The organism is Kolteria novifilia (assembly GCA_007748055.1).
GTDB classification, from domain to species: domain Bacteria; phylum Planctomycetota; class Planctomycetia; order Kolteriales; family Kolteriaceae; genus Kolteria; species Kolteria novifilia.
Genome location: CP036279.1, coordinates 4,422,651 through 4,448,304, shown reverse-complemented (window position 1 = coordinate 4,448,304; position 25,654 = coordinate 4,422,651). Strand labels below are relative to the sequence as shown.

The 25,654-nt window shown below is 60.8% G+C and carries 22 protein-coding genes; 15 read left to right on the top strand and 7 right to left on the bottom strand.

The features are described from left to right. Window positions 1-17 precede the first annotated feature (17 nt). The 4 genes from surE (at window position 18) to Pan216_RS16235 (ending at window position 2,733) form a co-directional block, all read left to right on the top strand. Window positions 18-794, top strand: a complete 777-nt coding sequence (surE, locus tag Pan216_RS16250) for a 5'/3'-nucleotidase SurE (RefSeq protein ID WP_419192606.1) — start codon at window positions 18-20, stop codon at window positions 792-794. 118 nt (window positions 795-912) lie between these two features. Then, window positions 913-1,356, top strand: a complete 444-nt coding sequence (locus tag Pan216_RS16245) for a helix-turn-helix domain-containing protein (protein ID WP_145254025.1) — start codon at window positions 913-915, stop codon at window positions 1,354-1,356. After that, complete coding sequence (locus Pan216_RS16240) at window positions 1,353-2,051, top strand: IS630 family transposase (protein ID WP_145254028.1); 699 nt, start codon at window positions 1,353-1,355, stop codon at window positions 2,049-2,051. The genes Pan216_RS16245 and Pan216_RS16240 overlap by 4 nt, the downstream gene beginning before the upstream one ends. A gap of 73 nt (window positions 2,052-2,124) precedes the next feature. Continuing rightward, window positions 2,125-2,733, top strand: coding sequence for a hypothetical protein (locus tag Pan216_RS16235; RefSeq protein WP_145259373.1), 609 nt, complete (start codon window positions 2,125-2,127; stop codon window positions 2,731-2,733). A gap of 115 nt (window positions 2,734-2,848) precedes the next feature. Here Pan216_RS16235 and Pan216_RS16230 read toward each other — a convergent pair whose 3' ends face one another. From Pan216_RS16230 to rpsO, 3 genes are all read right to left on the bottom strand, one after another. Continuing rightward, on the bottom strand, window positions 2,849-3,577 hold the full coding sequence (locus Pan216_RS16230; protein ID WP_145259371.1) for a sensor histidine kinase: 729 nt from the start codon (window positions 3,575-3,577) through the stop codon (window positions 2,849-2,851). A 143-nt stretch (window positions 3,578-3,720) separates the two neighbouring features. Beyond that, complete coding sequence (locus Pan216_RS16225) at window positions 3,721-5,808, bottom strand: polyribonucleotide nucleotidyltransferase (RefSeq protein WP_419192605.1); 2,088 nt, start codon at window positions 5,806-5,808, stop codon at window positions 3,721-3,723. Window positions 5,809-6,008: 200 nt separating this feature from the next. Beyond that, the gene (gene rpsO, locus Pan216_RS16220) at window positions 6,009-6,278 is read right to left on the bottom strand and encodes a 30S ribosomal protein S15 (protein ID WP_145259368.1); all 270 of its coding nucleotides are present in this window, start codon (window positions 6,276-6,278) and stop codon (window positions 6,009-6,011) included. A gap of 517 nt (window positions 6,279-6,795) precedes the next feature. Between rpsO and Pan216_RS16215 the strand changes: the two genes are divergently transcribed. The 5 genes from Pan216_RS16215 to Pan216_RS16195 all read left to right on the top strand — a co-directional run bounded on the left by Pan216_RS16215 (window position 6,796) and on the right by Pan216_RS16195 (window position 11,395). Next, a complete protein-coding gene (locus Pan216_RS16215; RefSeq protein ID WP_419192604.1) occupies window positions 6,796-7,470 on the top strand; it encodes a DUF4214 domain-containing protein in 675 nt (224 codons plus the stop codon). Window positions 7,471-7,637: 167 nt separating this feature from the next. Then, window positions 7,638-8,222, top strand: a complete 585-nt coding sequence (locus Pan216_RS16210; protein WP_145259364.1) for a hypothetical protein — start codon at window positions 7,638-7,640, stop codon at window positions 8,220-8,222. Between the two features lie 396 nt (window positions 8,223-8,618). Further along, entirely contained in the window at window positions 8,619-9,197 is a 579-nt protein-coding gene (locus Pan216_RS16205; RefSeq protein ID WP_145259363.1) for a hypothetical protein, read from the top strand. A gap of 386 nt (window positions 9,198-9,583) precedes the next feature. After that, on the top strand, window positions 9,584-10,156 hold the full coding sequence (locus tag Pan216_RS16200; protein WP_145259361.1) for a hypothetical protein: 573 nt from the start codon (window positions 9,584-9,586) through the stop codon (window positions 10,154-10,156). Window positions 10,157-10,792: 636 nt separating this feature from the next. Further along, the gene (locus tag Pan216_RS16195) at window positions 10,793-11,395 is read left to right on the top strand and encodes a hypothetical protein (protein WP_145259359.1); all 603 of its coding nucleotides are present in this window, start codon (window positions 10,793-10,795) and stop codon (window positions 11,393-11,395) included. A 109-nt stretch (window positions 11,396-11,504) separates the two neighbouring features. Here Pan216_RS16195 and Pan216_RS16190 read toward each other — a convergent pair whose 3' ends face one another. Then, entirely contained in the window at window positions 11,505-12,401 is an 897-nt protein-coding gene (locus Pan216_RS16190; RefSeq protein ID WP_145259357.1) for a glycosyltransferase family 2 protein, read from the bottom strand. A gap of 219 nt (window positions 12,402-12,620) precedes the next feature. Here Pan216_RS16190 and Pan216_RS16185 point away from each other — a divergent pair, with 219 nt between their 5' ends. Together Pan216_RS16185 and Pan216_RS16180 are read left to right on the top strand one after the other, a co-directional pair. Next, window positions 12,621-14,000 carry a glycosyltransferase family 4 protein gene (locus tag Pan216_RS16185; RefSeq protein ID WP_145259355.1) on the top strand — a complete coding sequence of 460 codons (1,380 nt, stop codon included), beginning with the start codon at window positions 12,621-12,623 and terminating at the stop codon, window positions 13,998-14,000. Window positions 14,001-14,149: 149 nt separating this feature from the next. Beyond that, window positions 14,150-16,675: an O-antigen ligase family protein gene (locus Pan216_RS16180; protein ID WP_145259353.1), complete on the top strand. Its 2,526-nt coding sequence runs from the start codon at window positions 14,150-14,152 to the stop codon at window positions 16,673-16,675. Between the two features lie 23 nt (window positions 16,676-16,698). Here Pan216_RS16180 and Pan216_RS16175 read toward each other — a convergent pair whose 3' ends face one another. Continuing rightward, the gene (locus tag Pan216_RS16175; RefSeq protein ID WP_145259351.1) at window positions 16,699-18,150 is read right to left on the bottom strand and encodes a BBP7 family outer membrane beta-barrel protein; all 1,452 of its coding nucleotides are present in this window, start codon (window positions 18,148-18,150) and stop codon (window positions 16,699-16,701) included. Between the two features lie 1,279 nt (window positions 18,151-19,429). Here Pan216_RS16175 and Pan216_RS16170 point away from each other — a divergent pair. The 3 genes from Pan216_RS16170 to Pan216_RS16160 all read left to right on the top strand — a co-directional run bounded on the left by Pan216_RS16170 (window position 19,430) and on the right by Pan216_RS16160 (window position 22,378). Then, entirely contained in the window at window positions 19,430-19,873 is a 444-nt protein-coding gene (locus Pan216_RS16170; RefSeq protein ID WP_145254025.1) for a helix-turn-helix domain-containing protein, read from the top strand. After that, window positions 19,870-20,568 (top strand): IS630 family transposase, encoded by a 699-nt coding sequence (locus Pan216_RS16165; protein ID WP_145254028.1) that lies wholly within the window; start codon window positions 19,870-19,872, stop codon window positions 20,566-20,568. The genes Pan216_RS16170 and Pan216_RS16165 overlap by 4 nt, the downstream gene beginning before the upstream one ends. Before the next feature lie 751 nt (window positions 20,569-21,319). Next, a complete protein-coding gene (locus Pan216_RS16160; RefSeq protein WP_419192603.1) occupies window positions 21,320-22,378 on the top strand; it encodes a glycosyltransferase family 2 protein in 1,059 nt (352 codons plus the stop codon). 141 nt (window positions 22,379-22,519) lie between these two features. Here the strand turns inward: Pan216_RS16160 and Pan216_RS16155 are convergent, their stop codons facing one another. Beyond that, the gene (locus Pan216_RS16155) at window positions 22,520-23,482 is read right to left on the bottom strand and encodes a hypothetical protein (RefSeq protein WP_145259349.1); all 963 of its coding nucleotides are present in this window, start codon (window positions 23,480-23,482) and stop codon (window positions 22,520-22,522) included. A 10-nt stretch (window positions 23,483-23,492) separates the two neighbouring features. Continuing rightward, on the bottom strand, window positions 23,493-23,996 hold the full coding sequence (locus tag Pan216_RS16150; RefSeq protein ID WP_145259347.1) for a hypothetical protein: 504 nt from the start codon (window positions 23,994-23,996) through the stop codon (window positions 23,493-23,495). 615 nt (window positions 23,997-24,611) lie between these two features. On the opposite strand from Pan216_RS16150, the gene Pan216_RS16145 reads away from it, so the two are divergent. Then, window positions 24,612-25,559 carry a serine O-acetyltransferase gene (locus Pan216_RS16145; protein ID WP_145259345.1) on the top strand — a complete coding sequence of 316 codons (948 nt, stop codon included), beginning with the start codon at window positions 24,612-24,614 and terminating at the stop codon, window positions 25,557-25,559. Window positions 25,560-25,654: the final 95 nt, after the last annotated feature.

Genomic DNA, 25,654 nt, shown 5'->3' with positions numbered 1-25,654 from the left:
TCGGGGAACCCTTTCTCGTGCGCATTTTGCTCACCAACGATGACGGTATCTACGCGCCGGGGGTCCGAGCCCTTCGCCACGCGCTGACGGAACTCGGCGAAGTCACGATTGTGGCGCCGGCTTCGGAAGAGAGCGCGGTCGGCCATTCGATCACGCTCCAGAACCCGCTCATGGTTCGTGAGGTAAGAGAGCAGGGGGAGGCCGTCGGTTTCGCGGTCGAGGGAAAGCCCGCCGACTGCGTCAAACTCGGGATGGTCGAGATTCTCGATCACGTCCCCGACCTCATCGTCAGCGGGATCAATGCCGGATCCAACGCGGGAATCAACGTTCACTACAGCGGAACGGTCGCCGCCGCCATCGAGGGAGCCTTCCTTGATGTGACGTCGATCGCCGTCTCCCTGGAATTGCCCGAGGAGTCCCACTACGGGCGAGCGGCTCAAATCGCGGTCGGCATCATTCGCGATATCCTGGCGAATCGACCCGCCAAGGGTGAGCTCTTTAACGTCAACATCCCCAACCTCGCGGCGGGAGATCCACTCGGCGTTCGCATCGCGGAACTAGGGTTGGTCTGCTACCGCGAAAGTTACGAAGCACGAACCGATCCGCGTGGACGGCGGTACTATTGGTTGCTTCCCGATCAGCTCCATCCCGGCGACGCCCACGACTCGGACCTGGCGGGCCTGGCCGAACGGTACGTGACATTGACGCCGCTTCATTTCGATCTGACCAAACGCGAACGAATGGCCTCAATGAACGAATGGTCCTGGTCGCCGTGGGCTGGAGAGAATTCCTAGAGACTTCAGGGGAATGAACGAACCAATCTAGTGGTTCATCTATCCTAGGATTTCGGGTTGGTTGATTGCTTCTGTTCGAGGAAACTTGCTGCTTCCTGGAAAGCACGGAGGTTTCCCAATGAACAAGAAGTACATCGTTCGCCTCACGGAAGAGGAACGCGCAACTTGTCACGCGGTCATCAAGAAGCTCAAAGGCTCCTCCCAGAAGGTTCGACGGGCACAAATGCTCTTGAAGACAGACGCCAACGGTCCGGCGTGGACGGATGAGAGAATTGCCGAGGCTTTTGGTTGTCGTGTCCAGACCGTTGAGAATCTACGCAAACGCCTAGTCACCGAGAGTTTTGCGTTGGCATTGGATGGAATGAGACGCGAGAAGCCACCGACTCCGCCGAAGCTCGACGGGCAGGCCGAAGCAAGACTAATCGCCATGCGTCTGGGAGAGCCGCCCAAGGGATACGGCAAGTGGACGCTGCAACTGCTTGCCGATCAATTGGTTAAACTAGAGGTAGTGGAATCCATTTGTCCCGAGACCGTTCGCAAGACGCTAAAAAAAATCGCATGACCAAGCGTATGATCGACTATTGGGTGATCCCCCCCGAGAACGACGCTGAGTTCGTCGCTTGCATGGAGGAAGTCCTCGAAACCTATGAAAGACCCTACGATGCAGACCATCCGGTCATTTGCATGGACGAGCAACCGGTCCAGCTGATCAAAGAAACAAGGCAGCCGATTGAAGCTGCCAAGGACCATCCCAAGCGAGTCGATTACGAGTATGAACGAAACGGAACGGCGAGCATCTTCATGTTCAGCGAGCCGCTTTCAGGTTTTCGCCAAGCGACGGCCAGGTCGCAACGCACCAAGGTTGATTGGGCGCAAGAGGTCGCGCAACTGCTCGACACTCGCTACGCCGATTGCCAGCAAGTGACGCTGGTTCTCGACAACCTAAACACCCACACCAAGGGAGCGTTCTACGAGTTGTTTGAGCCTGCCGTGGCACGTGCCTATGTCAAGCGAATCACGTTCGTCTACACTCCGAAGCATGGGAGCTGGCTAAACGTCGCCGAATGCGAACTGAGCGCGATGACACGACAGTGTCTGACCGGTCGACGCGTCGGCGAACTCGACGAATTACGAGACGAAATCGGGGCTTGGTCCGATCAGACCAACCAGAAGCAGCGCGGCGTCGACTGGCAACTACAAATCGACGAAGCACGCACCAAACTGGCCCGACTCTACCCAAAAATTAAGAATGGATGATGCACTAGGACGGAGTTTGACGATGTGTCCCGGCGAGGAGAAACAAGGCGATCCGGCTCTCAGGACGAAGCCGATGTCTCGCTACGTTCTTCCTCTGGTCGCGGCGATCGTCGGTGTTGGGCTGGTCACTCTCTTCTGGTGGCGATTGGGCTCACGGCTCGAGATCCCGGCTTGGGTCTTCGCGATTCTTTCGGGAGCGCTGGTCGGAGCAGTGATCGCCGCGGCCGCGAAAGACTGGGGATGGGGGCTGCGGCTGATTATCGCGCTGGCAGCGTCGGCGGTCGCCTTCATCGGGGAGATGAGCCAGTTCACCGCCTACATCGAGAAGATCAACGACGCCAGGCAGGAAGCTCACGACCAGTTGGAGCTCAACCAGGCGGTCGCTCAGTGGCAGCTGCGAAACCCGGCGCCGAAGGAAGCCGAGCGCGAAAATGAGGAGCCGCCGGAAGTCGGCCAACTCGGACCACCGGTGGTCGGTCCCTGGGAAGGGCAGCCCGATCAGCCCGCCGCCGAGCGTGCTCCCGCCAGCGTTCACAACTGGCTCTTTGCCGTTAGGCTCTATCTCGCGGCGCTACGAAATCACCTGTTCGGCCTCTTTCTCTCGCTCGCGCTGGCGATGTATGGCGCATTCCAAGCCGCGACGATCATCCTGCCCGGATCCAAGACAAAACAAGGCCCGTAGTTCTCACCCAATGGAGAAGTCTGCCAGGTCCCATGACCAGACTCGCGTGGGCACGCGGGGTTGGCTTGTCACTCGGACCCAAGCCCGCGCAAGCCGCCCGGCGACGTCTTGATCTTTAGCTGGTGGGGATTGGAAGCTCGATGGTGAACGCGGTCCCTTTTCCCGGCTCGCTTTCGACCAGAAGCCTTCCGTGATGGCCCTCGACAATCTTCTTCGTCGTCGGCAGGCCGAGGCCGTTGCCACCGCGGCGGGTGGAGTAGAAGGGCTTGAAAATCCGGCTGATCACCTCCTGGCTCATCCCTGGGCCGGTGTCGATCACGTCCAAGTAGACGAAGCGATCGTCGAAGCGAGTCTTGAGGATCAATTCTCCTCCCTCGCTCATCACGTGCAGCGCGTTGAGCACGAGGTTGAGAACCGCTTGTTTGATCAAGTCGGCGTCGAGCCGAACGTCGGGAAGCGACGCGTGCAGGTCATCGCGTAGCACGATTCCGCAAGCATCGGCGTGGGCGGACTGGAACTCGATCACTTCGCGAACGATCTTGTTGAGGTCCGCGGGGGCCGGGTTCAATTCGCTGATGCGAGCGAAGCGCAGAAACGCGTCGAGAATCTCTTCGAGGCGATGACATTCCTTTTGCAGCGTCTCGATCTTCTGAAGGGCTCGGCGTTCCCGCTGGTTCTCGGGATCGGCGAAGTCCTCGGTGAGGAGTTGCAGGTTGAGCGTGAGGGTGCTCAGTGGGTTCTTGATCTCGTGAGCGAGACCGCCGGCGAGGCTGGCGACCTCGGTGTACTGCTCCAGGAGCCAGCGATGTTTCTCGTCCGCAACGTCGAGCTGCGATCCGCTCATCGCATCGGGTCCTTCTCTCGAGCAGTGTCATTCAAAAATGGAGACGGCGGGACTTGTCACGAGTGTCCGAGGGTAGAGACGCCGCTCTCCGTCGATCCGCGGCCGGAGTCCGTGCGACTCCGGCCACGAGTGTCGACGAGTTGTCAGTCCTCTTTCTTGAGGAGGACCTTGCGCGACAGCTTCACGCGATCGTGATCGTCGATGCCGATCACCTTGACCTCGAGCGTGTCGCCGATCTTGCAGATGTCGGTCACCGAGCTGACGAAGCCGTGATCCAACTCGCTGATGTGGCAGAGCCCATCGCGACCGGGAACGAGTTCGATGAAGGCGCCGAAATCGGTGATCGAGCTGACCCGGCCCTTGTAGACCTTGCCGACCTTGACGTCCTCGGTGATGGCCTCGATCCGGTCACGGGCCGCGTCGCAACCCGCGGCGTCCAAGCCGGTGATCGTCACGGTACCGTCATCCTCGAGGGAGATATCGGTCTTGGTCTCTTCCTGGAGGGCGCGGATGTGCTTGCCGCCCGGGCCGATGACCATGCCGATCTTCTCGGAGTTGATCTTCATCCGGTAGAGGCGCGGTGCGTTCGGGCTAATCTCCTTGTTGGGGCGCTTGAGCGTCCGCAACATGTGGCGGAGGATCTCGATCCGAGCCGAGCGAGCCATCGCGAGCGTGTCGCGGATGATCTGCTCGTCGATCCCGGTGATCTTCAGGTCGAGTTGGATGCCGGTGATGCCGCGCTGCGTGCCGGCCACCTTGAAGTCCATGTCGCCAAAGTGATCCTCGTCGCCCATGATGTCGGTGAGAATGGCGAAGCCGCTCTCTTCCTTCACCAAGCCGATCGAGATCCCCGCGACCGGATCCTTAATGGGAACACCCGAATCCATCAGGCAGAGAGTTCCGGCACAGACCGACGCCATCGAGGAGGAGCCGTTCGACTCGAGGATCTCCGAGACAAGTCGAATGGTGTAGGGAAACTTGTCGGCCGGGGGGATGACCGGAACCAAGCTCCGCTCGGCCAACGCTCCGTGCCCGATCTCGCGACGTCCCGGACCGCGGATCATCCGGCACTCGCCGACGGAGAAGGGCGGGAAGTTGTAATCGAGCATGAACTTCTTGGTGTACTCTTCCTGAAGTCCATCGACCCGCTGCTCGTCGCTGACGCTTCCCAGGGTCGAGACCGTGAGCGATTGGGTCTCGCCGCGCTGAAAGAGCGACGACCCGTGCACGTTCGGAAGCAGGCCGACTTCCGAGTAGAGCGGACGAATCTCCTCGGCGGTCCGTCCATCGGGACGCACCCCTTCGAGGATGCGGTCGCGAACCACACGACGCTCGACCTGGTGAAACGCGTTGTAGACGTCGTCCTCGGTCGGGCTGTCGTCCGATTCCGGATCGATCAGCTCTTCCTTGACCTTGGCGAGAACCTCGTCGATCACCGCCGCGCGGGCGAGCTTGCCCTCGGTCGCTTTGGCGTCGCGGATCGCGTCCTTGTGGGAGGCGAGGATCTTGTCGTAGAGGCTGGTATCGACCGACTCGTCATACTCGACGGGTTTCCAACCGGTCTTCTCCCGGAGTTCCTCGATCAGGCCGACAATCTCGCGAATCTGCTCGTGAGCGGCGAGGATGGCCTCGACCATCTCGTCCTCGGGGATCTCCTTTCCGAAGCCCTCGATCATGCAGACGGCGTCGGCGCTACCCGCGACGACGAGATCCAGCGAGCTCTCGGCCAACTCGGAGACTGTCGGGAGGATCACGAGACCCTCTTCGGTCTTGCCGATCCGAACCGCGCCGATGGGGCCGTGGAACGGAAGCTGGGCGATGGAGAGGGCGGCACTGGCGCCAATCATGGAGAGGACGTCGGCGTCATTCTCGCGGTCCGAGGAGAGGACCGTCGACATGATCTGCACTTCGTTGAGATACGACTTGGGGAAGAGGGGACGGATCGGGCGATCAGTGAGCCGCATCGTCAAGATTTCCTTGACGGAGGGAGCACCTTCGCGTTTTTTGAAGCCACCGGGGAACTTACCGGCGGCGTAGGTCCGCTCGCGGTAGTCGACGGTCAACGGAAAGAAGTCGCCACCACCCCGGGGAGGGCCTTCCGTCACGGCCGTGAGGACAGCCGTTCCTTCGTAGGTGACCAGAACGGCCCCGGAAGCTTGTTTGGCTAGTTTTCCAGTTTCGACGCGGAGCGTCGCTCCGCCGATTTCGCGTTCAACAACAACAGCTTGCACGGAATGTTCACCTGCGCTGACTTGGGCAGGAACCATTCAGAGGTGGAGAATCATCACCCCGTCGGATGGACGGCGCAGCAATCTGGAGGAGAGAAGGGCCTAGAAGTTGCTCGATGGGCGATCGGCCCGAACCCTTCTGTCCGTTCCACGAAGACCGATCACGATGACCGATCACGATGTCCGAATGGGACGGAACCGGCTTACTTGCGGAGTCCCAGTCGGCTGACGACGGACTGATACCGCGAACGCGACTTGGCCTTGAGATACTTCAGAAGGCTATTTCGCTTGCTCACCATCATCAGGAGCCCGCGACGGCTCGCATGGTCCTTCGAGTGAACCTTCAGGTGTTCCGTCAAGTCTTTGACTCGTGCCGTGAGAATGGCAATCTGGACCTCGGGGCTACCCGTGTCCTCGTTCCCGACTCGGAAGGTTTCGATGATTTCCGTCTTTTGATCGCGTGTGATTGCCATTTGCGCCCAGCCAACGAGGCATCAGGTTTCCACCACCCTGAAGCCCTAACCCTTACTTCACTGATCAATGTTCTACACGTTCAAATCAAGCAACTAATCTATCGACGCTCACGCCACTTTCAAGTCAATCCACGATCTGTCCGTTTGGGATTCCTGGTGGGGTTGGACCGGATTTTTCGACCGCGGATCCACTCTTGTCGGAATTGCTTTCCCAGCATTCCTGTTTTGTGAGCTAGTTTGATAGAGGTCAACTAGAACAACCGGGGTTGGGCGTGGTACTGATGGCCCTCAAACTTCGCCCGTAGCACGCGTTTCCATCATCGTTTGTTTGGGGGGAATAGGTAGAGCTGGAGGACAAAGGCGCTTCACGAGAACTTCTTTTGACATCGCGCCTGAATTCCCCAGCATGGCATCGAGAACGAGTCTCTTCATTGAAGACTCGTGGTTCGTTCCGAGTAGTTCAGAAAAGCATGGGATAGGGGCGACGACTCGTCATGCCCTCACATGGAGACCAAGCATGAGTGGCATTCGATTTGAACAGTTGGAAAACCGCATCGTGCCGACCAACACCCAGTTCGTCGAGGCGCAGTACGTGCTGTTCCTGGGACGCGAGGGGTCCTCGACGGAAGTGGCCACCTACGTCGCCGCCCTCGATGCCGGTCAAGTATCGCGCAGCGATGTCTCGGGCACCTTCGCGACGTCCGCCGAGTTCTTCACGCGGTACCTCGAAGACGCCTACGTCGATCTTCTCCTTCGCGAAGCGAGCCAGGGCGACATCAACGCCTGGTTGGGCGGACTCGTCGAGGGTACCTCGAGCATGCAGGACGTGACCGCCGCAATCTGTGCCTCGCAGGAGTACTTCCAGACGCGCGGCAACAACGACGCCGAACTCTACCTCGATTCCGTCGCGACCGATCTCCTCGGTCGTCCCGCCGACGCGACGCTCGAAGCCGCCTTCCTGCCTCTCGCCGACGCTGGCAATTTGACGGCGGTCGCCGACGGCATCGAGTTCTCGCTCGAGCGCGCTTACGACATCGTCGACGGCATCTTCGTCGAGTTCCTCGGTCGCGAAGCCGACGACACCGCCAAGGACTCGTGGACGCCGGTCGTCCAGAACAACGGCACCAACATCGCCGCCGCGCTCGTCGCCGCTTCCGAGGAAGCTTTCCTCCGCGACAGCCTGTTGTTCTAAGCCGCGGCAAGTCTCACTCGGGCCATCCCGGTACGATCCACTTAACCGGGTCAACTGGGAGGCCTGGGTAAGATTTGGCGGTTCCTCGGGGGAGAGAGTCTTGCGATCTCTCACGCTGAGAGCTACATTCGAGAAGGTCATGAAGAACCGACTGAAGGGACCTTCTCGTGCGACAACTCTCCGCCATGCTCGCTCCAGCGCTTCTCGTCGCGTTCGGAGCCATCGCGCTCCCGAACCAGGCCAACGCCCAAACGAGTGCGGATCGGGCCATTGAGGCCAATAACACCACCACGCTCACCTTTCAGCAATTCGTCAAGCAGTTGCAGTTGATCGGTGGTCAACCGGCGCGGGGAATTGATCAGCTCGATCTGATCACCTACATCGATGCCACGAAAGATGGATTCGCGGACGCTCGACGAGGATCGACGGGACAAGCCGTCGTCAACGGGACCCTCGATCCGAACATCATGCAGTATTCGCCTCCCGACCCCGCGGCGCTCGGGCTTTCGGACGCGGACTCAATTCGGGAGTTGATCGTCGAGGTCGTCAACGACTACATCAGCCAGTTGACACCGCCGAACATCACGACCTACGCTCCCGCGACCACCGACGGCAACGGAGTCGTCGGCAACACCATCTCCGGGATCGCGTTCAGCACGAACACCGGTAATGGGGTCGGCATCTCGCCGAACAAGAACATTCCGGTATCCGAAGGCGGATCGAATCTCACCTTCTCGGCCTCTCGCTTCTGAGGAAGCACGTTTTAGGTCGCTGAGACAAATCGAATCGCGAAACCGCCGGTCGTGCGAGAGCAGGGTCGGCGGTTGTTTCCTTTCTTGGGTGAGAGCCCCCGTCGCGCCACCGGGGCGACCGGCATCGTCGGTGGCGGTGGCGGTGCAGCGTTCGTCGCGCTACCAACAGATCACTCGCGTCGTCCCGCTCTCTCAATCCTCTCCAACATCGTTCGTTTTCGCCTTGGCCAGCTTCCCTCAACGGGCTCTTGGCGTGGCACGTCTCGCGAATGATCCATGAAGATTAGGTCAAGAAACCCGACCAATTGTGAACGTTTCGTGAGGGAACTGTTTGCCGAAGTTCGCTCCACGGGCTAGGTTTCCCCGATGGTGAAGATTGTCCTAAAGGAGCGAGTGATGACCGTGAGACGAACTCTTCCTTGTGCACTGATGGTCGCGGCTGGAGTCCTTGTTACCCTCAACACGGCTTCCGCGCAAACGAGCACGGACCTCGCGATCGAGTCCAACAACGACACCACGTTGGTCTACCAGGACTTCATCCGCGAACTTTTGCTCGTCGGCGGTCAACCCAATTCGGGCATCGACCCCTTGGCCCTTCGCGAATACATCTCGGCGGCAAGTGTCGGCTTCGCGTCGGCCCGCCGGAGTTCGACAAGTGAGGCGACAATCAACGGAACGCTCAACCCCAACATCATGCAGTTCTCGCCGCCGGACCCCGCGGCCCTAGGGATTGGATCGGCGACGTTGCTTCAGGAGTTGATCACGAACGTGATCGACACACTCACTCAACCGACGCCGCCGTTCGTGACGGATTTCGTCCCCGACTCGACGACGGGCAACGGGGTCATTGGAAACACGGTGACTGGGGCCGCCTACAGCACGAACACGGGGAACAGTACCGGCATCTCTCCGAACAAGGACGTACCCGTCTCGGAGGGAGGGTCGGCTCTCACATTCTCCGCGTCCCGATTTTGAGAGAGGTATCCCCGTCGAGAGAACAACTCGACGCATATTTCTCATCGATCAATCCGATCCCTCGAGCCGTTGGTGACTCATGTGTTGCCGACGGCTCGTTTGTTTGGTGGTGATTTCCTCGCGAGCGATGTACGGAGATGGTTGAAGAGAGGCATCGCTGGTCGACCTGGGCATGGGCTGGTTCGCGATGTTGTCATTGGGTCTTGAGGACCACGATGACGGCAAGGTGGCAGTTCAAAGGGAGCAGGTTTTTGGCTATCTCGCCAAGGTAGTGTGAAGCTAATCGGAAGATTGTGTGAATTCGTTACGATCCGATTGTCCCGCCCAGATTGCCTGGTAAAAGTTGAGGGAGAACGCGGAGAAACCAAGCACAAGGGGACTCATTGATGATGCTGAAGAAGAGACTTCCGCTTTGGGCATTCTGTCTCAGTGGACTGGTCGCTCTTTCCGCGACCGAAGTTCATGCCGCGCAATCGGCGATCAACGCCTCGAAATTGCAACAAGACCAGTTCGAGAAACAACTCCTGCTCGCGGCGGACGAAAATGGCTTGACGGGTGCCGACCTTGTCGACTTGCAGGAATACATTGACGACAACAAGGTCGCCTTCGCCAAGTTCTCAACGGATACGATCGATTACGCGGATGAAACGGGCGCTGACGTGACGGTGTTGCAGTTTGTCTTCGCCAATCCGACAAGTCCGTCCTTCCTACCAGATCTGGTCACGACCGCGATGGGCAAGGTCACCACGGATGCAGAAATCCCGTCCGTCGCTCTCGCGGCCCCTGGAGCCACTGCCGGCGCGGTCTCGGTGAGTAACGTCGGTGGTGTCCAGGTGTCCGTCAACGTGGAGACGGGCGAGGCGGCGCAGCCGTCAACGAGTCCTACGCAGCCCCCGACGGGCGGCGGGTTCGTCTCGGATGCCGGGACGGGCGCGACCTTCCGCACGGCTCGCTTCTAAGCCGGTGAGGGAGTCCTTCCGCAAACGTTGAACCACGCGATCGTCGAAGCCGCTAGATCTCCTCGTCGAGGTCTGGCGGCTTTCTGATGCGCGGGCAGTCGCTGAGGCTGCCGACGGCTCCTCTTTGGTCCGGGCTCTTCCGCACCTACTCCGTTCGTCCTCTTCCCACGGGACATGCGGATGCTGCTCCAAACGAGCTTTTCACCGTAGCTGGTGCTTTGTCAGATCCAAAAGTTCGGGTGGTGCTTGCTGCTGGTCAGCCAGTGAGAAGTGATCGTGGGGCCACAACCCGAAATCTAGCGTTTGACGCAGCACGAGTCTCTTGATTGGTAAGTTCGTTTCGTGAAGACTCGTTCCTCACCCGTGCGGGAGCGTACTGGATCAGGGGCGTTTCCAGCATGCCCACGGCGAGCGTGGGCATGGCAACGAAGAGTCTCTTAGGCGATGACCGAACTCTTAGGCAATAAACGAACGAATCGACAAGTCGACAGCCCGTCTCTTTGTGAAACTGGCTGATACCTCCCAGCGATCCCAATCCGAAGATTGTGTGAATTCCCTACCATCCGATGGTCGTCCCTTCCAGTGCGACTAAAAGTAGTTTGACGACGCAGAAAACCAAGCACGAGGGACTTGTTGATGTTGTTGAAGAACACGCTTCCGTTCTGGGCTTGCTGCCTCGGTGGACTGATCTTTCTGTCCGCGACCGAAGCTCAGGCTCAAGACGCCGATTTCAATCCGACCACCGAGGCGCTGCGCCAGGTGAACCGAACCAAATTGGGAGTGCAGGAGTTTGGTCGACAACTGCTCCTGATCGACTCCGATCCAAGCGACTTCTCTCCGTTAGAGAAGTCGGCCTACCTGGAGACGGTCGCCAAGCAGTACGCGGGGGCGGCGCGGGCGTCGGTCCAAGCGGCGGAAGAGCAACAGTTCGAACCCGACTCGATCGTCTTCGCTCCGCCCGCACCAACGGCGGTCTTGGCACAACTCGGCTTCCCCGTGACGGGCCTTCAGCAACGATTTTCTGGGAATGCAAATGCCGAGGCTTCGGCAGCCGCGGGAACTGGAGCCAGGCTCTCTACGGTCGGAATTGTCGCACGTGCCCTCGTAGCGGTCGCTGCCGTGGCCGGTTCAAGTAGCGATGGTGAACCGGTTTCGACGGAATTCTCTGTCGACTCCGACGGAAACAGCGTCGTATCTCCTAATGGCTCCGGATTGAACTTCGCGCGGTCTCGCTTTTGAGCCGACGTCTTCCTGAAAAAGACCAAGCCGCCGGGTCTCCGTGTCGAGATCGGGCGGCTTTTTGCGTTTTTCGGTTCGAATCGGCGCGTTTTCGGTCTGATTTGGTCGACTACGCGGCGTTTTCCGTCGCGTTTGGGGCCGTTTTCTTCTGAAGGGGCTCCATCTTCTCGCACATCGGGCCGACGAGCCGGTTGCGGAGCTGTTGCCGCCAATGGGTGGGGACGAACTTGAGCCGCTTCTCGATCAGTTGCTCGGTCCGGTAGATCTGATACCCCACACTCCAGTTCGGATGTGTCTTCCCGAAGTGCTCCCGCGTCACCTCGATCAGCTCGCGAAAGACGCCGTCGCGTTGGCCGAGCGTCTTGTTGTCGGCGTACATGCGGGACAGGGCCAAGGGCTGCGAGAGATACCCGACCGGGAAGTGCTCGGAGATGCGGATCCACAGATCGTAGTCCATGCAGTATCGCAGTTCCTTGCGAACCGGCTTGATCGTGTCGAAGACCTCGCGGCGCACAAAGGCCGCGGGCTGGCAGATGAAGCAGTGCGCTTCGAGGACGTCGCGGCAAAACGGCGCGTAGGTGTCATAGAGCTCCGTCTTCTGGCCAATCTCGTCCATGTACCACGCTTCGCCGTAGACCATCCCCTCGCCGGGATGCTCCTTCAGGTGGTTGACGGCCGCGGTGACGGCGCCGGGCATGTAGCAGTCGTCACTGTTGAGCCAAGCGACGATTGGAGCTTGAGTCTGCGCCCACGCCCGGGCGATCGACGCCGCTTGCCCACCATCGGGCCCAGAGTACCACCGAACCCCGTGGCGAGCATAGCGCTCGAGAATGTCGAGACTCTCGTCGCTGGAGCCCCCATCGGCGACAAAATAGTCGATGTTCGGATAGTCCTGCGACAGGACCGACTCGATCGTCGCTTCCAGGAACCGCCCCTGGTTCATCGACGGAGTGACGATGAAGACCTGGGGCTCGCTATCTAGTTGCCGCAGCGATACTTCCGTCATCCGGTCTGAACCCTCTTTTTTGCGGTCGATTGCCCACCGAGCGTTTCGCACAGCTCGCCGTTTTGGTCAAGGGCACCATCGCCGTCGGGTTGACACATCGCGGGGGCTCGATTAGAGCGTCAATCGCGGAACTTGGGAGTGGTTCCGCGCGTTGCCAACGGTGAACGGGGCGCCCGTTCACGGCGGAATCGGCGAACCAAGCGGAAGAGACTTCAACGCATGAACATCGTGATCGACCTGATGCACCTGGTACCGGGTCGTGGGGGCGGGATCGTTCAACTGGTCGATGGATTGATCCAGGCGATCGCTCGAAGTGGTTCCGAGCACCAATACTTCCTTTCGTGCGTCAAGGGACGTTACACGCCTGGGAAACTTCCCTCGAATTTCCGGGTCTGGCACTTCGAGCTCCGCAACTACGCGCGGCAGCTCAGCCACGCGCTGGCTCGGCAGTCGATGGATGTGGTCTTTCGGTGCTTCCCCGGCGTCGAGGAACTCTCCTTTCCGCTCGACCGCCAGATCGTCCTGATCGTCGATCTGCAGCACGAGGCTTTTCCCGAGTTCTTCGACCCGGCCGAGTTGGCGCAGCGACGCGAGACCTTCGCCACGGTGATGGGGGGGGCGGGAGCGATCGCGACGATCAGCGACTTCGCCCGCCAGACGATTCTCGACCATCCCGCCACCGGCTGCCGCGACGTCTTTTTGACCTGTCCGGCCCTTCGCTTTGATCACGAGGCGTCATCGACGGGCGACCGCGAGTCGTTTCCCCAGGGGATGCCCGAAGGGAACTTCTTCTACTTTCCCGCCAATCCTTGGCCGCACAAGAATCACGAGCGCTTGCTCAAAGCGTTCGCCCGCTACAAGGAACTGGAGCCGTCCAGCGACGTCGAGTTGGTGCTCACCGGATCGGACAGCGGCTGGGAGCGTTGGGCTCCTCTTTGCCGTGGCTTGCCGGTCCGGCACATGGGCTACGTCTCCGCCGCGACGCTTCGCGAACTCTATCGCCGCGGCATGGCGCTGACCTTCTTTTCGCTCTACGAAGGTTTTGGGATGCCGCTGTTGGAGGCCTTTTCGCTCGATACCCCTGTCGTTTGCAGTTCCGCGGGGAGTCTGCCGGAGGTTGGCGGCGACGCGGTCTTGACGTGTGATCCGTTGGACATCGAATCGATGGCGCGGGGGATGCAACGTATTGCCGCCGATGCCGGCTTGAGACAGAACCTGGTCGAGCGGGGGCGAGAGCGACTCGAAGCGTACACTTGGGAGGAGTCGGCGCGGAACTTCATCGCCGCGTGCGAACGGGTGACAAGTGGCTCGGGTTCTTCCATGCTGAGCGAGATGATTGGGGAGGCGCTACCTCAAGAGCCTCGCGACATCTCCGAGCGAATGCTGCTGCGTCGGGTTCAAGCCAAGCTCGAGGACCTCGACCGGCAACAGCGACTCCACGTCGAGGAGTACAACCGCGCTCATCTCTTCGGGGCACTTTGGTGGGCCAAGCATCTGCTCGCTCGGGTTCGCAAGAAGCTCGGGTTGAAGAAGCCGGCCAAGGTGACGACCGATTGTCAAAACGATGACGCGGAAGCGACCACCCGCAAAGCGGCGTAGCTCGTCCAATATGCCTCCCAAACGCCGGTGAGTCTTCGTCGGTTCCTGTCCGATCGGCCCATCGCGCGGTCGCCGCCTGTCGCCAAAAATGATAACTCAACAGCAGCGGTAGGGCGGGGCACTCGTTCAGAGGTGTTGGGGCAAAACCGGTGCGCGATCGAATTCTTTCCTGGACCGCCGCGGGATCGGAAGTGGTGGTCTTGGCGATGGTCTTTCTGTCGCCGTGGCCGCTCGGCGCGATCTTTCCACGCGACATGTTTCTGATCTATGTCGGCGTCTCGCTTCTCTTGCTCTCTTGGGCGGTCCGGATCGTTGCCGAAGGGGAACTTCGCCTCGCACGATGTCCCGTCGTCCCTTGTTTGCTCCTGCTCGCGCTACTGGCTTGGTTTCAAACCATCTCCTTTTCGCCCGAGACCCTTGGGCTCCTCTCGGGCAATACGGCGAGAGTCTACGACGAGTTCCTACCCTCCCGTCCTGAAGTTCTTCCCTTCGACGTCGAACGCATGCCGCCGGCGTACCCCGCCGGCTCGACGATCAGTTTCTACCCTGGGGCGACCCAGCGCGAAGCAGTCGGTTGGCTCGCGGTCTTCTTGCTCTTTCTCGGTGTTCGGCACGTTCTAAACTCGCCCGACCATCTGCGGCGGTTGAGTTTGGCCGCGACCATCAACGCCTCGCTGTTGGCGTTCTTCGGGTTGGTCCACTACTTCAGCGCCGAGACGAGCTACGCCTATTGGTCGATCGAGACCGACAGCAACATCGTGTTTGGCCCGTTTGTCAACCGAAGCCACTACGCCTTCTACCAGAACCTTTGCACCGGCCTGGCCCTCGGGTGGACGTTGCAGCGGCTCGCACGCGGCGAAGCGAAGGAGGGCGGCGAGGGATCGCCCCGGCGCGAGTCGGGCCGCCGGCATCGACGCAAGAGTTCGTTCTTCAGCCTCGTCCTTCAGGACCCCGCGTTCGTCTGGATGGGACTGGCGCTGGTGCTGATCTTCGCCGCGACGATCTTCTGCCAATCGCGCGGTGGAACGATCGCGTTCCTCTCGGGCTTCGGCATGGTGGTGCTTCTCAGTCGAACCGGATCGTTCGACTGGAAGGCACTGGCTCTATTCGCCGGGATCGTCGTTGCCTCGACCTTGATGCTTCTATGGTTTGGTTTCGAACCGGTGCTCAATCGTCTCAACACGCTCTGGGAAGGGGACGCGCTCAATCCCAGAACGGAGATTTGGGGAGTGTCGCTCCCCGCGTTCTGGTCGCATCCGGTCTGGGGCACGGGGTACGGGACGTTCTACTTCATCGAACGAATGAACCGGGTTCTCGGTACCTATCGGGGCCGAGTCGCGGAACACGCGCACAACGAGTACATCGAGGCGATGGTCGAGGGAGGACTGATCCGATTGGTCCTGACCCTATTGCTGATCGGCTTCCTGTTCTGGCTCGGCGTCAAAGCCCTTCGCCGCCAACGCGGAAGCGTTCATCAGGGACTCGTGCTCGGCGCGATCTTCGCGGTGACCACTGCCGCCGTTCACAGCATCGGCGAATTCGGCATCCACATGCCATCGATCGCCGTCTTACTGACCGTCATTGGGGCGATGCTCGCCGGCACCGTGGGATGGCCGATGGTCGCGAAGACGAAGAGGCAAGAGATCGTCACGCCGCGCAACGACTTCACGCTTCGTTGGGGGGGGATCGCGCCGACTCTGGCCGCGGTCGTGCTCGTCGCTCTCGGTCTCTTTCTGTCGTACGAGGGCTGGCGGTTGGCACGTTACGACGCGCTGCGACGGCGCGCCGAGGTCCTTGAGGGGGGCGAGCACCTCCGCGAACGACTCGACCTCATGACCGAAGCGGCGAGGTTGGTCCCGGAGTCGTCGAAGATCCACCTCCAGCTCGGGCGAGAGCTGATCGGGGCCGGGGCCGCGCTCGCCCGTCAGAAGGACGTCGACCAGCAACTCTACATCAACCTCAGCCTCGAGGGCCTTCGTCGAATCCTGCTCGCGCGCGACTTGTGTCCGCTACTGGTCGACTCCCAAGTCTCGATCGCCGAGTACCGCGGGCTGCTGCAGGAGGGCGATCCGGCGTCCGACTACGTCGAGCGGGCCAAACGTCTGCTGCCGGCCGATTCGCGAACGTGGTTCACCTTCGGCTTCCAAGCGTTGCAGGCCGGCGACGAGGAGGAGACGTGGCGCTGTTTCCGGCGCTCGCTCGAGATCTCCGGTGACAGCCAGAAACGAATTCTCGAACTGAGCAAGGGCCGGCTCTCGTCCGAAGCGATTCTCGAGAAGGTCCTCCCCGAAAATCCTCAGTTGATCTTCAGTGCCGGGCGATCAATTCATCCGGGCCCCAAGGGAAGAGATGCTCGCGGTCCCTACGTCGAGAGAGCGCTGGAGTTGCTTGAGGAACGTGACGGCGAATTGACCGAAGCGGAGCTCTTCCTGAAAGGGAACTTGCTCGAAGAGAGGGAGCGGTACGAGGAGGCGCGTGTCGTCTACCAACGGGCCGTGATCAAGCGACCGACGAAGCACGACTGGCGTTACCGCTACGCGGAGGTCCTCTTCGAACTGGGAGACTACCGCAAGGCGGTTCGCGAGGCGGAGATCATCCTTGTCGCGCGCCCGCGCGACAAGCGGGTGAAGAGCTTCCTCGAGAAAGCGAGTCGTCGCCTCGCGGAAACGAAGTAGCTTTCGTCGGTGTCAACGGTCGCTCAGAACAGCAACTCGAACCCGAACGTCATTCCCTGCGCCCAAAAGTCACTTGAGACAAAGCGAAACTGTGGGTCGGCGGGGCCGACGAGGGTTCCCGGTCCGTTGATCGTCGGAAGCTGCGACGGGTTGACGACGTCGTCAATCTGTTGGCCCGGCCGGGCGACATCACTCCAGTAGAGGAAGCGGTAGCCGAAGAAGCCACGCAGATGATCGGTGAAGTCGTACTTCACGTTGAGACCTACCTCGGGCATCACACCAAAGACCTTGCGACTCCGGCGCCCGGAGTTGGTCGGTTGGGCGAGCACGCCGTTGGCGTAGGTGTTGCTGGCCCCCGAGCCGTCGCTGATCGTCGTTTCGCCGCTGATGTTGACCACCTGAAGCGTCGAGCCGAGGGCGACCTTGCCGAGGAAGGTGAAGAGGAATCGGCCACGCCGGACCTCGGACATGAAGCCGAGCTGACCACCGTGGAAGTAGTTGCGGGTGTCGAAATCATCCTCGATGATCGCGCGGATGCCGCGATTGTCGAGGATCGCGAGATTCTCGTTCACCGTCAGTCGTTCGTCGATCTCCGTGAAGCGATAGCCGACGAGCATGTCCGTGCGTCCCCAGCGTCCCGCGAGGAGTTTGCCGGTCGCGTTGAGTTCCATGCCGACGAGCGTGTTGGTCAGGTCGGTCGAGACGGTCCCCGACTGGACGCCGGGAAAGGCGACTGAAACGGAAAACGGCTGGTCGATCAACGAGTTGAAGAACGGGCGGGTCAGGACTTGGGAGCCGGGTGTCCCGTTACTACTCGCCGAGAAGTCGGTCCCGCGATCGCCGAGAAAGAGAAAGCTCGTCTGTAGCCCGAAGTCACCCGAGTCGCCGAAGAGGTACCACGCCCCGAAGCGCCCACCGGTGCGGACGCCGTTGCCGATCGACCCTCCATCAAGGACCTGGGTGCCCGGCTGCCCGATCGCCCCGGGAGTCGGATCGTTGGGCGAGCCGGTGGTGACCAGTGGGGGAGTGCGGCTCCGGGAGATCCAGAAGAGGAGAAACTCGGCGTCGAGCCTCAGCTTGTGGTCGGGCCAGACGCCACACGGGACACCCCCGTCGAAGCACGCATCAACGTCGCGACACGAGCAACCATGATTGCCGTCGCAATTGAGCAGAGGAGGGTAGGTCGTGGAGGTGATCCAACCGGTGGCTTTCATCCAGCGTGAGGTGGCGGCGGCGTCGGGAAGCGGCTCCAAATCGATGGGGGAGCCGGGGGCAATGTGGAACGTGGGGACCGGTTGTATCGCGGGGACGGCTTCCTCGAGAGCATCCTCCCGCGGGAGGACTTCCTCGGCGGTCGGCGCGACCTCGGCGGGTTGGGCGTCCGCTTCGGGGGGCTCGGTGCGCGTCTGGGCGCGAGCGGCCGTCGTCCCCATGGTGAGGAGAAGCGCCCAGGCAGCAATCAATCGCACAACCATCCTAGGTTCCCTCTTCGGTGGACGAGAAGGGGCGTTGGCCGGCCCAACACTTCTCTATCTGAATTGTCGTAATCGGAAGAATCGCAACTTTACGTAACTTCGGCAAAATGCCGGCGATCGCTGAAAACGGACGTGCTTGAGGAGAAGTTGGGCAAGGAGTGCTCGTTGATCGTCGTCGAGGAGGGTGTGTGGGCTCAACGACCCAGTCTTGAGAAAAATGACGGAGTCGGTTGGAAGTCTCGGGCGAGACTCACTTTGGGCGGGAACCATCCACTCCCGGAGCGCGACCCCCGCCCGCGATTCCTCTTTGGGCGGGAACCATCCACTCCCGGAGCGCAACCCCCACCCGCGACTTCTTGCGGCTTCGCCGCCCCGGTAGCGGAGCAACCGGGGCTAGCCCATTTGAGTGAGAACAACTCCCGCAAGGGCTACCCCCGGTTGATTCAACCGGGGCCGACGGAGTCGGTGGGAAGTCTCGGGCACGACTCACTTTGGGCGGGAACCATCCACTCCCGGAGCGCAACCCCCACCCGCGATTCCTCTTTGGGCGGGAACCATCCACTCCCGGAGCGCAACCCCCACCCGCGATTCCTCTTTGGGCGGGAACCATCCACTCCCGGAGTGCAACCCCCGCCCACGACTTCTTGCGGCTTCGCCGCCCCGGTAGCGGAGCAACCGGGGCTAGCCCATTTGAGTGAGAACAACTCCCGCAAGGGCTAGCCCATTTGAGTGAGAACAACTCCCGCAAGGGCTACCCCCGGTTGATTCAACCGGGGCCGACGGAGTCGGTGGGAAGTCTCGGGCACGACTCTCTTTGGGCGGGAACCATTCACTCCCGGAGCGCAACCCCCACCCGCGATTCCTCTTTGGGCGTCAACCATCGATTCCCGGAGCGCGACCCCCACCCGCGACTTCTTGCGGCTTCGCCGCCCCGGTAGCGGAGCAACCGGGGCTAGCCCATTTGAGTGAGAACAACTCCCGCAAGGGCTACCCCCGGTTGATTCAACCGGGGACGACGGAGTCGGTGGGAAGTCTCGGGCACGACTCACTTTGGGCGGGAACCATCCACTCCCGGAGCGCAACCCCCACCCGCGATTCCTCTTTGGGCGGGAACCATCGATTCCCGGAGCGCGACCCCCGCCCGCGACTTCTTGCGGCTTCGCCGCCCCGGTAGCGGAGCAACCGGGGCTAGTGGTTCATCTATCCTAGGATTTCGGGTTGGTTGATTGCTTCTGTTCGAGGAAACTTGCTGCTTCCTGGAAAGCACGGAGGTTTCCCAATGAACAAGAAGTACATCGTTCGCCTCACGGAAGAGGAACGCGCAACTTGTCACGCGGTCATCAAGAAGCTCAAAGGCTCCTCCCAGAAGGTTCGACGGGCACAAATGCTCTTGAAGACAGACGCCAACGGTCCGGCGTGGACGGATGAGAGAATTGCCGAGGCTTTTGGTTGTCGTGTCCAGACCGTTGAGAATCTACGCAAACGCCTAGTCACCGAGAGTTTTGCGTTGGCATTGGATGGAATGAGACGCGAGAAGCCACCGACTCCGCCGAAGCTCGACGGGCAGGCCGAAGCAAGACTAATCGCCATGCGTCTGGGAGAGCCGCCCAAGGGATACGGCAAGTGGACGCTGCAACTGCTTGCCGATCAATTGGTTAAACTAGAGGTAGTGGAATCCATTTGTCCCGAGACCGTTCGCAAGACGCTAAAAAAAATCGCATGACCAAGCGTATGATCGACTATTGGGTGATCCCCCCCGAGAACGACGCTGAGTTCGTCGCTTGCATGGAGGAAGTCCTCGAAACCTATGAAAGACCCTACGATGCAGACCATCCGGTCATTTGCATGGACGAGCAACCGGTCCAGCTGATCAAAGAAACAAGGCAGCCGATTGAAGCTGCCAAGGACCATCCCAAGCGAGTCGATTACGAGTATGAACGAAACGGAACGGCGAGCATCTTCATGTTCAGCGAGCCGCTTTCAGGTTTTCGCCAAGCGACGGCCAGGTCGCAACGCACCAAGGTTGATTGGGCGCAAGAGGTCGCGCAACTGCTCGACACTCGCTACGCCGATTGCCAGCAAGTGACGCTGGTTCTCGACAACCTAAACACCCACACCAAGGGAGCGTTCTACGAGTTGTTTGAGCCTGCCGTGGCACGTGCCTATGTCAAGCGAATCACGTTCGTCTACACTCCGAAGCATGGGAGCTGGCTAAACGTCGCCGAATGCGAACTGAGCGCGATGACACGACAGTGTCTGACCGGTCGACGCGTCGGCGAACTCGACGAATTACGAGACGAAATCGGGGCTTGGTCCGATCAGACCAACCAGAAGCAGCGCGGCGTCGACTGGCAACTACAAATCGACGAAGCACGCACCAAACTGGCCCGACTCTACCCAAAAATTAAGAATGGATGATGCACTAGCCCATTTGTGAGAACAACTCCCGCAAGGGCTACCCCCGGTTGATTCAACCGGGGCCGACGGAGTCGGTGGGAAGTCTCGGGCGAGACTCACTTTGTGCGGGAACCATCGATTCCCGGAGCGCGACCTCCACCCGCGATTCCTCTTTGTGCGGGAACCATCGATTCCCGGAGCGCGACCCCTGCCCGCGACTTCTTGCGGCTTCGCCGCCCCGGTAGCGGAGCAACCGGGGCTAGCCCATTTGAGTGAGAACAACTCCCGCAAGGGCTACCCCCGGTTGATTCAACCGGGGCCGACGGAGTCGGTGGGAAGTCTCGGGCACGACTCACTTTGGGCGGGAACCATTCACTCCCGGAGCGCAACCCCCACCCGCGATTCCTCTTTGGGCGTCAACCATCGATTCCCGGAGCGCGACCCCCGCCCGCGACTTCTTGCGGCTTCGCCGCCCCGGTAGCGGAGCAACCGGGGCTAGCCCAGAATGCGGAGCAACCGGGGCTAGCCCAGAATGCAGAGCAACCGGGGCTAGCCCAGAATGCAGAGCAACCGGGGTTGGCCCAGAATGCGGAGCAACGGGGGTTGGCCCAGAATGCGTCGCACCGCCTAACCGGATTGCGCTTGTCACATTTTGAGTTTTGCTGAAGATGGCCCCGCGTCGAGACGCGCGCGGACTGCCCGCGTTCGTATTCCGACCCGAAGTCATGGAAGATGACGGCCGGACCGTGGTCCCGCCTGACGAGGTGCGAAGGTGACCTACAAGCTGACGCACGTCCCCGGGTCCAACCGGGAGACGTCGACCCCTCTCGTTTCGGTCGTCGTTCCCTGCTACAACGAGTTCGCCGTTCTCGACCGACTCCACGAACGCCTCACGGCCGCGGCGCGGAAGTGGGAAGAAGCCTACGAAATCATCCTCGTCGACGACGGGTCGCGTCACGAGACCTGGGAGAAGGTCGAGGAGATCGCGTCGCGCGATCCCCACTGGCGCGTTATCCGGTTCGCCCGCAATTTCGGTCACCAAGCGGCGGTCTCCGCCGGGATCGCACACGCGTCCGGCGACGCGGTCATCGTTATCGACGCCGACTTGCAGGATCCCCCCGAGGAACTCCACCGATTCATCGCGAAGTGGCGCGAGGGCTACGAGGTGGTCTACGCCGTGCGTCGCAAGCGGAAGGAAAACGCCCTCAAGCGCTTCTGCTACTTCGCCTTCTACCGCGTGCTCGCGCGGATGTCGGAGACGCCGATCGCGATCGACTCGGGCGACTTTTGCCTGATGGATCGCAAGGTAGTCGACGTGCTCAACAGCATGCCCGAGCAGCACCGATTCGTTCGCGGCATGCGTGCCTGGATCGGCTTCCGCCAGGTCGGCCTCGAGTACGAACGTCACGGCCGCGCGGCGGGCGAACCGCAATACACCTTCCGCAAGCTCGTCAACCTCGCGGTCGACGGCATCTTTTCCTTCTCCAGCGAGCCGCTGCGGCTCGCGACTCGGCTCGGCTTTCTGGTCTCGTCGGTTGCATTCTGCGGAGCGGTCTTCACGCTGGTTCAGCGGGTCTTTCGGGAGTCGTTCGCGAAGATCGGCATGGAACCGGTCCCTGGCTTCGCGACGATCGTCATCGCGATCCTTTTTCTCGGCGGGATTCAGCTCCTGTGTCTTGGGATCGTGGGGGAGTACATCGGCCGCATCTATGATCAAGTCAAAGGCCGTCCCCTCTGGATCGTCCGGGAGACGATGGGCTTCGAGGAATCATCCAGCAATGCCCAGGATCGCTCCAGCGTCCCACCCAATCGCTACGGCCGTAGCGCGTAGTTCCCTTTGAACAGCAATTCGCCGAGTGCCTCGCCCCACGTTTGCGTGGGCATGTGGGGAACACACGTGTCCGGTGAACGTGCTGCGCGGGATCGCGTCGCCTCGTCGACTCTCCAAGAAACCGGAGATGAGACAACCTCGCTAGCGGACGACGGGATCGGTCGGAGCTGGTTCGATGGCGCCACGTAGCTGGACCGGCGTGCGGGCGGTGAGGTTCTCCGCGCTGGCGGGGCCCCGATAGCCGCTCATGCCGATTCCTCGACCAGAGGCAGTCGGGTTGGCGAGGTCGACGACCTTGGTGTTGTCGTACTCGCTGCGGCGAAAGACGTTGGCGGCGAAGTCGGAAGTGATCTTGTTGATCTCGATTTGACGACTACGCAGGCTGACGGTCAGCTTGGTGTCGACTTCCGGCCATTCGAGCTTCACCTTGCGGGGGACGTAGATGCCCAGACTCGTGTCGTCGTGGTATTCGACGACATGCGCCCGGACGATGCGGTTGTAGTTGTCGTCGAAGAGTTCGTAGCCGCTGATGCGGCCGCTGTCGCGGTCAATGTAGGTGCGGCGGATGACGGTGGAGCCACCGGGCGTCGATTCCTCGGCCAAGAGGGTGAACTGCGACGCTTGGCTCTGCTCGAGCGTATTTTCTTCCCGGTCGATCGGACTGACGCCCAAGATGTCCATGATCCAGTCGGGTTGGAAAGGAATTGCAAGCTTTACACGAGAGAGATCCTCTCGGTTACAAACGAAGACGGTCGGCGGCTTCATCCGAGCGACCCAAAACCAGATCTCGTTCTCGTTGGAACCGAGGTCGAGTTCGGAGTGGCCCGCGAAGCGTCCCAGGAGCCGAAAACGGTGATCGTCCTGGTAGGCCATCTTCGCGTTGAGTGTGTAGACCTGCCCCTCGGAAGAGCCGTTGATGTCGACGTGATTGCACTGAAGTGACTTGATTTTGGTCGCGTTCTCGTTGATTTTGGCGACGATTTGCGCCACTTCCGGATCACTTGGGGGCTTGTTTTGCTTGATGGTCGTCGCGCGAGGACGCACGGAACTACAGCCGGCGATGACGGCGAGGAGCATCAAGAGAGCGGCGGACGTCTTTCGCATGGAGATCTCTTCATTCGCTCGGGGAGGGTGCTGTTCCAAGCAACTCCGCCAGCTCTTCCTCGAGCCGGTCGACTTCAGTCTCTTTGAGGCCCGGATCCATGACCGGCAAGTTTTCCTTTGAACGCGGACGGCGGAAGATGAGAACCTCATGCTCGCCGTCCTGCTGAACATCATGCAATTTCAATGCCTTTCGCCGCATCAACAATAGAGCCAGGACGTAGTGGAGCTGCCGCCTCTTCGGATCTTCCGTTTCCTCGGCAAATTGCTCAAAGAGCGCCAGCATTGCCTCGACCGTCACCGGCTTCGGCTTGCCCGCGTCCTTGTCCTCAGGCAGCCGGCTTCGCCAAAAGCCCAGCGCCTCCTCCGGCGGTCCCGTCCAGTGCTCGACGCGATAGTCGCGCCGTTCCAGACCGGTGACCGTCTCGATGACAGCGGTGTAGTAACTGTCGCCGGGCGAGATCTCCTTGCCGGAGACGAAACACTTCTTCGTGTGCGGACCAATCTGGTAGTCCATCGCTGCTCAGCCCAGCCTGCCTGTCCTCTCCAAGTTCGTCCGACTCCGCCATCGGGCGCCCGGTGATCGACGCGATGCCCTTCATGATGGACCGAGTCGATCGAGCCCGAAAGTCCCAAACCGTCACTTTCCGGTCGGTCAGGGCACGATTCGGCCACCCGAGACAACCGCGCGTGAAGCGCGGTGCCAGAAACACTTGTCGGGATGCGGATCGGTAAGTGGCCGGCGCGTATCAGAATTCGGCGTTCGCCACAAGGGCTGGTCCATCGTAACGCCGGGCTAGGGGTGGGGGAATCCCCTCGGCAAGGAGCGAACGCGGCCTTCTTCCCACCGGGGCCCGCACAATGCGCAAGGTCCCCCGGAAGCTCCTATCCGTTGGCTGGGGACCGCCGAGTTGGTCACTTGAACTGTTTCGCCTCCGTGGCACCCGGTTTGCGGAGAATAGGAGAGACGGACGTGGGAGAACCGGGAGAACCGGACAAATCCCTCTTCCAGGACGAACAACTTGCGTATTCTAACTGAAGTGAACCTCTTTGCTTCGCCGAGCCACTCAAGGGGCGTCGAACAATCCATTTTGCGACGAGGTTCTTTCGGCACCAAGGAGCACGGGTCGTCATGGCTACAGATCTTCAGCTCAAAGAGACCATTCCTTCTCTCACCGATCGACTCGTGGCGACCTACGTGGAAGACTGCACCATTCACCATCTAGACCATGAGCCGTTGCCGAGTCGTCTGAAGGTGATCCGAGTCCTTGACCACCTCTTCGAGGTCATTTTTCCGGGCTTCGGCCGTCGCGAGAACTTGCACATGAGCAACGTGCAGTACTACGTGGGTGGTCTGCTCGTCGAGTTGCACGACGACCTCACGCGGCAGATCGCGTTGGCCCTCCGCCTCGATCCCAAGTTCGCCAATTGCTCGACCCAGGACTTGGAACGGAAGGGGCAGCAGGTCGCGGTCGACTTTCTCAACACGATTCCCGATCTGCGCTGCATGCTCGCCCTCGATGTCCATGCCGCCTACGACGGCGATCCGGCCTCCACCGGGACGACCGAGACGATCCTTTGCTACCCAAGCGTCGAAGCGGTCTGCATCTATCGGCTCGCTCATGAGCTCTTCCGGCGTGGGGTGCCGCTCATTCCACGCATCATGACCGAGTACGCCCATTCGAAAACGGGAATCGACATTCACCCGGGGGCGACGATCGGCCGTAGCTTCTTCATCGACCACGGGACCGGCGTCGTCATCGGCGCGACCTGTGAGATTGGCGACTACGTCAAGCTCTACCAGGGCGTGACGCTTGGCGCCTTGAGCTTCCCGAAGGACGATGAGGGCAAGCTGATCCGCGATGAGAAACGGCATCCCACCCTTGAGGACCATGTCGTCGTCTACGCCAACGCGACCGTGTTGGGCGGAGAGACGGTGGTCGGTCATCACTCGGTGGTCGGTTCCAGTGTTTGGCTCATGGATAGCGTCGATCCCTACACGCTGGTGACGCTCGAGAAACCGAAGCTCCGCATTCGCGAGGGCTATCAAAGCAGCGCGACCAAGGGGGCAGGGGTCTAGCAGTCCGCTCATTCTGCGCCCCGCTACGGTGGGGCGATCCACTGCACAAGATTCTCTTGGGTGCCATGCCCACGCGTCGTGGGCATGCGGTGAGG

What these genes read in the sequence shown, in the direction of transcription:
- Pan216_RS16245 (WP_145254025.1), top strand. Translation starts at nt 913, where the DNA reads ATGAACAAGAAGTACATCGTTCGCCTCACGGAAGAGGAACGCGCAACT.
- Pan216_RS16240 (WP_145254028.1), top strand. Translation starts at nt 1,353, where the DNA reads ATGACCAAGCGTATGATCGACTATTGGGTGATCCCCCCCGAGAACGAC.
- Pan216_RS16235 (WP_145259373.1), top strand. Translation starts at nt 2,125, where the DNA reads ATGTCTCGCTACGTTCTTCCTCTGGTCGCGGCGATCGTCGGTGTTGGG.
- Pan216_RS16230 (WP_145259371.1), bottom strand. Translation starts at nt 3,577, where the DNA reads ATGAGCGGATCGCAGCTCGACGTTGCGGACGAGAAACATCGCTGGCTC.
- rpsO (WP_145259368.1), bottom strand. Translation starts at nt 6,278, where the DNA reads ATGGCAATCACACGCGATCAAAAGACGGAAATCATCGAAACCTTCCGA.
- Pan216_RS16215 (WP_419192604.1), top strand. Translation starts at nt 6,796, where the DNA reads ATGAGTGGCATTCGATTTGAACAGTTGGAAAACCGCATCGTGCCGACC.
- Pan216_RS16205 (WP_145259363.1), top strand. Translation starts at nt 8,619, where the DNA reads ATGACCGTGAGACGAACTCTTCCTTGTGCACTGATGGTCGCGGCTGGA.
- Pan216_RS16200 (WP_145259361.1), top strand. Translation starts at nt 9,584, where the DNA reads ATGATGCTGAAGAAGAGACTTCCGCTTTGGGCATTCTGTCTCAGTGGA.
- Pan216_RS16195 (WP_145259359.1), top strand. Translation starts at nt 10,793, where the DNA reads ATGTTGTTGAAGAACACGCTTCCGTTCTGGGCTTGCTGCCTCGGTGGA.
- Pan216_RS16190 (WP_145259357.1), bottom strand. Translation starts at nt 12,401, where the DNA reads ATGACGGAAGTATCGCTGCGGCAACTAGATAGCGAGCCCCAGGTCTTC.
- Pan216_RS16185 (WP_145259355.1), top strand. Translation starts at nt 12,621, where the DNA reads ATGAACATCGTGATCGACCTGATGCACCTGGTACCGGGTCGTGGGGGC.
- Pan216_RS16175 (WP_145259351.1), bottom strand. Translation starts at nt 18,150, where the DNA reads ATGGTTGTGCGATTGATTGCTGCCTGGGCGCTTCTCCTCACCATGGGG.
- Pan216_RS16170 (WP_145254025.1), top strand. Translation starts at nt 19,430, where the DNA reads ATGAACAAGAAGTACATCGTTCGCCTCACGGAAGAGGAACGCGCAACT.
- Pan216_RS16165 (WP_145254028.1), top strand. Translation starts at nt 19,870, where the DNA reads ATGACCAAGCGTATGATCGACTATTGGGTGATCCCCCCCGAGAACGAC.
- Pan216_RS16155 (WP_145259349.1), bottom strand. Translation starts at nt 23,482, where the DNA reads ATGCGAAAGACGTCCGCCGCTCTCTTGATGCTCCTCGCCGTCATCGCC.
- Pan216_RS16150 (WP_145259347.1), bottom strand. Translation starts at nt 23,996, where the DNA reads ATGGACTACCAGATTGGTCCGCACACGAAGAAGTGTTTCGTCTCCGGC.
- Pan216_RS16145 (WP_145259345.1), top strand. Translation starts at nt 24,612, where the DNA reads ATGGCTACAGATCTTCAGCTCAAAGAGACCATTCCTTCTCTCACCGAT.